Here is a 6,541-nt window from a genome sequence, read left to right on the forward strand (position 1 = left end):
CGGCGGGCGCACCCAGGTGCTGTGACGCGGTGCTTCCGGGACATAGTCCGGAGCTGGCGCACGGGTCATTGGCGCGGTGGCATGGCGATGACCCGCCACTACGACCGGCTTGCTCACCGGGGGCTCGGCTTTGACCGGTTCGGCAGGGGCCGCTTCGGTCACTGGCGCTTGCTCCACGGTTTCTGCGACCGGGGCGATAGTTTCCACTGGCGCTGCAACGACAGGCGTCGTTTCCACCGCTTCAGGTTCTACCACCACCGGCTCGGCGTCGAGCGTCACTGGCGCGATAGCCTGAGGCGCTTCGACAGCCGGTGCTTCGGTGACCGGCTCCTGAGGCGCTGGCTCGACGGCTGCTGGCGCGACAACTTCCGCAGCATCAACGACCAGCGGCTCGGCGGCCGCTACCGGCTCAACGACTACCGGCTCAGCGGTTACTGGTTCCATGGTAGCCGGCTCGACGGTGACCGGCGCAGCGGTAACGGTTTCAACGACGGCAACCGGGGCCGCTACGGCCTCGACAGTTTTCGCGACGCTGGCGTCCTGAACCTGAACCTCTTCCGGCTGCTGATCCTGCGGACGAACCACCGGGTAGCGGATCCAGACTTTACCGGAAGCCATCTCCGGCGATGCGCAGGCTACGGTCAGCGGCATAGGCGACTGGGTCGGATAGCGTTCGTCACGATAGCGACGACGACGCTGACCGCTGACGCGCAGGTGACGCGGGGAGCGACGTGAGCGACGCGGCATACCGTTCGCTTCACGGGATTCGCCATTTTCGTCCTGGTCCGCAACGCTCTCCACCCCTGCCGGCAGCTCGGCTTTCACCGGCTCGCTTTGCGGAGCGATAACTTCAGCCACTACGGCTTCTGGCATGATCTCGGCAACTGGCTCGACGACAGCGGACTCAACGCGCACTTTCTGTGCCAGCTGGCGCGGTTTACGACGCGGCAGAGTTTGTACACGCTCTTCCTGCTCCGTCTCCTGCACAACCGGCTCTTCGCGAGTCTGCGCTTTGGCTTCCTGCTGCGCCTGACGTTTGTCGTCATTGCGGCGGCGGGTGCGTTCGCGGCGCGGCTGCTGCTCGTCACGGGATTTCGCTTTCTCCGCGTCGTCGCCTGAGGTTTGGCGAACATCACGGGCTTCCACGTTCTGCGACGGCTTCTCGCGACGGTTGCGACGGTTCTCTTCACGCGATTCGCGCGGTTCACGGCCCTCGGCATTGTCCGCACGGGTGTCGCGATTGTCACGGTTATCGCGGTTGTCACGATTGTCGCGGTTATCACGGCGGTCGTTGCGGTCGCGGCGGTTGTTGGCGCGCGGTTTACGACGCTCCTGCTGACGCTCCGGTTTTTCTTCCGCTTTCTTCTCGACCTGAACTTCAGCCGGTTTGGCCTCTTCGGCGCCAGAGAAGATATTCTTCAGCGCGCTGAAGAAGCGTGAGAGCAGGCCAGGCTGCGCCGGTGCGGCGGCCGCGACCGGTGCCGCTGCGGCGACAGGCGCGGCGGCAGGCTCTTCGAGCATCGGGGCTGGCGGCGCATCTGGCATGACAAAAGCGGCCAGGGCCGGCTGTTCCGGACGTTTCCGCTCCGCCGGCTCATCGTCGCCTGGCAGCGCCATCTCTTCTTCATGCAGCTTCGGCAGCAGATAGCTCAGCGTTGAGGTTTCTTCACCTTTGCGCACGCGCAGGACGGAGTAGTGCGGCGTTTGCATTTCGTCGTTTGGCACGATAATAACGCGCACATCGCCCTGACGGGATTCGATAGCGCTCACTGCGGCACGTTTTTCGTTCAGCAGATAGGAGGCGATCGGTACCGGAACAATGGCGTGGACTTCTTTGGTATTCTCTTTCAGCGCTTCTTCTTCGATCAGACGCAGAATAGAGAGCGACAGCGATTCGTTATCACGCACGGTGCCGGTGCCGGAGCAGCGCGGGCAGACGTGGTGGCTGGACTCGCCCAGCGACGGGCTCAGGCGCTGACGGGACATCTCCAGCAGGCCGAAGCGCGAAATATGGCTGATCTGAATGCGCGCCCGGTCCTGACGGACGGCTTCGCGCAGACGATTCTCCACGGCGCGCTGGTGGCGAACCGGGGTCATATCGATGAAGTCGATAACGATCAGGCCGCCGAGGTCGCGCAGACGCAGCTGGCGGGCAATTTCGTCAGCCGCTTCGAGGTTGGTATTGAAGGCTGTCTCTTCGATATCGCCGCCGCGGGTGGCGCGGGCGGAGTTGATATCGATCGCGGTCAGCGCTTCGGTGCTATCGATAACGATAGACCCGCCGGAAGGCAGGCGCACTTCGCGCTGGAAGGCGGACTCAATTTGCGATTCGATCTGATAATGGCTGAACAGCGGGATTTCACCGGTGTACAGTTTGATTTTGCTGCTGAAATCCGGACGACCCAGCGCGGCGATATGCTGGCGCGCCAGCTCAAGCACTTTCGGGTTATCGATCAGGATTTCGCCGATGTCCTGGCGCAGGTAGTCACGGAAGGCGCGGACAATGACGTTGCTTTCCTGGTGGATCAGGAACGGCGCCGGACGGCTTTCCGCGGCTTTCTGAATCGCTTCCCAGTGCTTCAGGCGGAAGCTCAGGTCCCACTGCAGGGCTTCGGCGGATTTGCCGACGCCAGCGGTGCGAACGATCAGGCCCATGCCGTCCGGAAGCTCCAGGCTCGCCAGCGCTTCTTTCAGTTCGGTACGGTCGTCGCCCTCGATACGGCGGGAAATTCCCCCGGCGCGCGGGTTGTTCGGCATCAGTACCAGATAGCTGCCCGCCAGGCTGATAAAGGTGGTGAGCGCAGCGCCTTTGTTGCCGCGTTCTTCTTTATCAATCTGCACGATAACTTCCTGACCTTCCCGCAGTACGTCTTTGATATTAGGACGACCATGCGCATTGTAGTTGGCGGGGAAGTATTCGCGGGCGATTTCTTTGAGGGGGAGGAAACCATGACGCTCGGCGCCGTAATCAACAAACGCGGCTTCAAGGCTGGGTTCAATGCGGGTGATTTTGCCTTTGTAGATGTTCGCTTTTTTCTGTTCGTGCCCGGGGCTTTCGATATCCAGGTCGTACAGGCGCTGCCCATCAACAAGGGCGACGCGCAACTCTTCCTGCTGAGTTGCGTTGATTAACATTCTTTTCATCGTAACTTACTCATTATTCTTACATTGACGACTAAGCTGCGGGCAGAGTAATGCCTTTCCGGGGGAAAACCGATGGCCTCGTGTCTGGTTCACGTCGCCAACCTCACGGTTGTCGCGCGCTTAAGAGGCGCAGAGTGTCGGTCGCCTGTGTTTCAAACGGAAACACAGCGCAATTATTCAGGGGAACAGCCTGGGATGTATCACCAGAGAATATTCCATTTATACTCGTCGTCTTTCGCGTTGCAGGCATGGTGGCTTAACCTGCTCACCTCGATCTGGCGATCCAGATGAGCTCCCGGGAGTCCCGGAGTTGACGCCTTCCTGCGACTTGAAATCCATAGAGCCTGTACCGGTAAGGACTGCAACCCGCAGCCCGCTAACTGTCTGAAAGATCACAACGTCTTACGCCATTGCTGCGTGGGCGATCGGTCAGACAAAATTGGTCATTCCGCTAATGTCTTGTTCTAACAAGATGCAATACGGAAAACGGTCTCATTATTCCATTGCTAACCTTGTTATAGCAAGTTGACTTTCACCTTTTATCACCCGGTTACTCACAGTTTTATCACCTGCCCATACAGATTGTTCTAATAACAAACAAAATGGCGGTCAGGTAAACCGTGAAAACAGGATAATGATAAATATAAGCATATAAAAATGAGTGGCGCTAATGCGTCCGGCTATTTAGAATCGCGCACCATGAAAACTGAGACCCCAACCGTAAAAATGGTTGCCATTGCTGCTGATGAAGCGGGGCAACGTATCGACAACTTTTTGCGTACGCAATTGAAAGGCGTACCGAAGAGCATGATTTATCGCATCCTGCGTAAAGGCGAGGTGCGGGTAAACAAAAAGCGCGTGAAGCCGGAGTATAAGCTGGAAGCGGGCGATGAAGTCCGTATCCCGCCGGTACGCGTGGCGGAGCGTGAAGAAGAGGCGGTATCGCCGCACCTGCAGAAAGTGGCCGCGCTCTCTGAGGTGATCCTCTATGAAGACGATCATATTCTGGTGCTCAATAAGCCTTCTGGTACCGCGGTACACGGCGGCAGCGGCCTGAGCTTCGGCGTGATTGAAGGGCTGCGCGCCCTGCGCCCGGAGGCGCGCTTCCTTGAGCTGGTGCATCGTCTCGACCGGGATACCTCCGGCGTGCTGCTGGTGGCGAAAAAGCGCTCAGCGCTGCGTTCGCTGCACGAGCAACTGCGCGATAAAGGCATGCAGAAAGATTATCTGGCGCTGGTGCGCGGCCAGTGGCAGTCGCATACCAAAGTGGTCCAGGCCCCGCTGTTGAAGAATATTCTGCAGAGCGGGGAGCGCATCGTTCGCGTGAGTCAGGAAGGCAAGCCGTCGGAGACGCGCTTTAAAGTGGAAGAGCGTTACGAATTCGCCACGCTGGTGCGCTGCAGCCCGGTCACCGGCCGCACGCATCAGATCCGCGTTCATACCCAGTATGCCGGCCATCCTATCGCTTTTGACGACCGCTATGGCGACCGCGAGTTCGACAAGCAGCTGTCCGCTACCGGCTTAAACCGCCTGTTCCTGCACGCGGCGGCGCTGAAGTTTACCCACCCGGGGAGCGGGGAGGTGATGCGCGTTGAGGCGCCGCTGGACAACCAGCTGAAGCACTGTTTACAGGTGCTACGGAAGAGCAAATAAGCGCAACGGCGGAATCAGTTCCGCCGTTTTTTTTGCCTCAGCCTAACAGTGGGTTGTAGTTTTCACGGCGCAACATCTGACAGAGCGCGATTAAGGGTAAACCGACCAGGGTGTTCGGGTCGCGGCCTTCCAGCCGTTCGAACAGCGTAATGCCCAATCCTTCGCTCTTGAAACTCCCGGCGCACTGCAGCGGGTTCTCTTTGCGCACATAGCCTTCTATCTCTTTATCACTGAGATGGCGAAAGTGAACGTCAAAGGGTTCGCATTCGGTTTGCAGATGGCCGCTGGCAGAGTTGTACAGCGCCAGTCCGGTATAAAAGGTAATGATTGACCCGCTGGCCTTTCTTAACTGCCTGCGGGCATTTTCCTCGGTGTGCGGTTTGCCGGTGATTTCACCGTCCAGCACGCAAACCTGATCGGAGCCTATAATAAGGTGATTAGGGAAGCGTGTGGCCAGACTTTGCGCTTTGGCCTGCGCCAGCCGGGTGACAAGCTGACGTGCGGATTCATCAGGCCGGGGCGTTTCGTCGACGTCAGGCGCGGCACATTCAAACGGTAAACCCAGTTTTTCCAGCAGCATGCGCCGCCAGGGAGAGGTTGACGCGAGGATAAGATCAGACATATTTTTTCATCCACATATAGCGCTTCGCAGAGCATCATCTTAAACTATGCGCCGCAATGTGTGCGAATAAATGGCAAAAGGCAACCTGAGGCTGCCTTTTTCTTTGACTCTATGACATTACAAAGTTAATATGCGCGCCCTATGCAAAAGGTAAAATTACCCCTGACTCTTGATCCGGTACGCACGGCTCAAAAACGCCTTGATTACGAAGGCATCTATGCCCGCGATCAGGTTGAACGTGTAACCGATTCTGTAGTCAGCGTGGACAGCGATGTGGAATGCAGCATGTCGTTCGCTATCGATAACCAGCGTCTCGCCGCTATTACTGGCGATGCAAAGGTAACGGTAACTCTCGAATGCCAGCGTTGCGGGAAACCGTTCTCCCATCACGTCCACACCACGTATTGTTTTAGCCCCGTCAGAAATGACGAACAGGCCGAAGCACTACCGGAAGCGTATGAGCCGATTGAGGTTAACGAATTCGGTGAAATCGACCTGCAGGCAATGGTCGAGGATGAAATTATCCTCTCCCTGCCCGTAGTTCCGGTGCATGATTCTGAACACTGTGAAGTGTCCGACGCGGACATGGTCTTTGGCGAACTGCCTGAAGAGGCACAAAAACCAAACCCATTTGCCGTATTAGCCAGCTTAAAGCGTAAGTAATTGAGGAGTAAGGTCCATGGCCGTACAACAGAATAAACCAACCCGTTCCAAACGTGGCATGCGTCGTTCCCATGACGCGCTGACCGCAGTCACCAGCCTGTCTGTAGACAAAACTTCTGGTGAGAAACACCTGCGTCACCACATCACTGCCGACGGTTTCTACCGCGGTCGCAAGGTTATCGCTAAGTAATCACGCGATACTCGCAGGATTTCCCGTTGCAGGCCATGGCGGGCGTGTGCGTCCCTGGAAACTCGGTTAACCCGGTCGCTGGGGGCATTTATGCCCGGATTGTTGCGTCTGCAGCGTGAATATTCGCGGGTGCCAGCGTGATGAAGCTTAGTGAGGACTCCCCGGGCAACTGGGGAATCACCGAACCGGGCAGCGACGATACCTTGACACGTCTAACCCTGGCGTTAGATGTCATGGGGGGCGATTTCGGCCCATCCGTGACGGGGGGC

5 protein-coding genes are annotated in these 6,541 nt (G+C 58.0%); 3 read left to right on the forward strand and 2 right to left on the reverse strand.

The annotated features are described in order from the left end of the window. Positions 1–3,144: ribonuclease E (gene rne, locus HMPREF9538_RS0127025; RefSeq protein ID WP_032457012.1), on the reverse strand; the 3,144-nt coding region annotated here is incomplete at its 3' end. A 699-nt stretch (positions 3,145–3,843) separates the two neighbouring features. Here rne and rluC point away from each other — a divergent pair. After that, entirely contained in the window at positions 3,844–4,797 is a 954-nt protein-coding gene (gene rluC / locus HMPREF9538_RS21520) for a 23S rRNA pseudouridine(955/2504/2580) synthase RluC (RefSeq protein ID WP_002899271.1), read from the forward strand. 37 nt (positions 4,798–4,834) lie between these two features. Here rluC and HMPREF9538_RS21515 read toward each other — a convergent pair whose 3' ends face one another. Then, positions 4,835–5,419 (reverse strand): Maf family protein, encoded by a 585-nt coding sequence (locus HMPREF9538_RS21515; RefSeq protein WP_002899273.1) that lies wholly within the window; start codon positions 5,417–5,419, stop codon positions 4,835–4,837. A 141-nt stretch (positions 5,420–5,560) separates the two neighbouring features. Between HMPREF9538_RS21515 and yceD the strand changes: the two genes are divergently transcribed. Together yceD and rpmF are read left to right on the forward strand one after the other, a co-directional pair. Continuing rightward, the gene (gene yceD / locus HMPREF9538_RS21510) at positions 5,561–6,082 is read left to right on the forward strand and encodes a 23S rRNA accumulation protein YceD (protein WP_009484274.1); all 522 of its coding nucleotides are present in this window, start codon (positions 5,561–5,563) and stop codon (positions 6,080–6,082) included. 16 nt (positions 6,083–6,098) lie between these two features. Next, positions 6,099–6,272, forward strand: a complete 174-nt coding sequence (gene rpmF, locus HMPREF9538_RS21505; protein ID WP_000290724.1) for a 50S ribosomal protein L32 — start codon at positions 6,099–6,101, stop codon at positions 6,270–6,272. The last annotated feature ends 269 nt before the right edge of the window (positions 6,273–6,541 follow it).

The organism is Klebsiella sp. MS 92-3, from assembly GCF_000195655.1.
Taxonomy (GTDB): Bacteria; Pseudomonadota; Gammaproteobacteria; order Enterobacterales; family Enterobacteriaceae; genus Klebsiella; species Klebsiella pneumoniae.

Excerpts from the sequence above, each read along its gene's own strand:
- yceD (WP_009484274.1), top strand. The coding sequence starts at position 5,561 with ATGCAAAAGGTAAAATTACCCCTGACTCTTGATCCGGTACGCACGGCT.
- rpmF (WP_000290724.1), top strand. The coding sequence starts at position 6,099 with ATGGCCGTACAACAGAATAAACCAACCCGTTCCAAACGTGGCATGCGT.
- rluC (WP_002899271.1), top strand. The coding sequence starts at position 3,844 with ATGAAAACTGAGACCCCAACCGTAAAAATGGTTGCCATTGCTGCTGAT.
- HMPREF9538_RS21515 (WP_002899273.1), bottom strand. The coding sequence starts at position 5,419 with ATGTCTGATCTTATCCTCGCGTCAACCTCTCCCTGGCGGCGCATGCTG.